General features: G+C 57.5%; 2 protein-coding genes. One reads left to right on the top strand and one right to left on the bottom strand.

Annotated features, from left to right (window positions below; all coding sequences use genetic code 11):
- Positions 1-131 (bottom strand): AAA family ATPase (locus VBE63_RS31745; RefSeq protein WP_416274769.1); only part of this gene is annotated, 131 nt, incomplete at its 3' end.
- 179 nt (positions 132-310) lie between these two features.
- On the opposite strand from VBE63_RS31745, the gene VBE63_RS31185 reads away from it, so the two are divergent.
- On the top strand, positions 311-438 hold a 128-nt coding region (locus tag VBE63_RS31185; RefSeq protein WP_323686807.1), incomplete at its 3' end, for a ParA family protein.

Genomic DNA, 438 nt, shown 5'->3' with positions numbered 1-438 from the left:
AGTTTCTCCCGGTCCGACAGGCGCTCTAAGTCGAGGTAGACCGAGGGGCGCTGAGCTGCGATCTCGAGGGCGAGGGTCGTCTTGCCCACTTGGCGCAGGCCGACCAGTGCGACGGCCGCTTCTCGGGCCATGGCCTTCTCGATCGCGGAGCGTACGTGGCGGGATAGCATCGTTGCAAATCTACATGATCACTTAAGATTTGCAACGATGATCCAGGCAAACGCTAGCCGTGAGCAGGGCAACTTGCCGGGCGTTAGTTAGCGCATCAAAATGCTTGCATGTAGGTATGTCAACTAACTGAGATGACAGCATGCAAACATTTTCGATCATTTCGCAGAAGGGAGGCACAGGGAAAACCACCCTGGCGTTAAATCTAGCGGTGGCCGCGGAGGCGAGTGGGATTGCCTGCGTCATCATCGACCTCGACCCCCAAGCCAG

The sequence above is a fragment of the Lamprobacter sp. genome (assembly GCF_034860625.1).
Lineage (GTDB): Bacteria > Pseudomonadota > Gammaproteobacteria > Chromatiales > Chromatiaceae > Lamprobacter.
The sequence above is the reverse complement of the archived record's forward strand: the minus strand, read 5'-3'. Positions and strand labels throughout refer to the sequence as shown.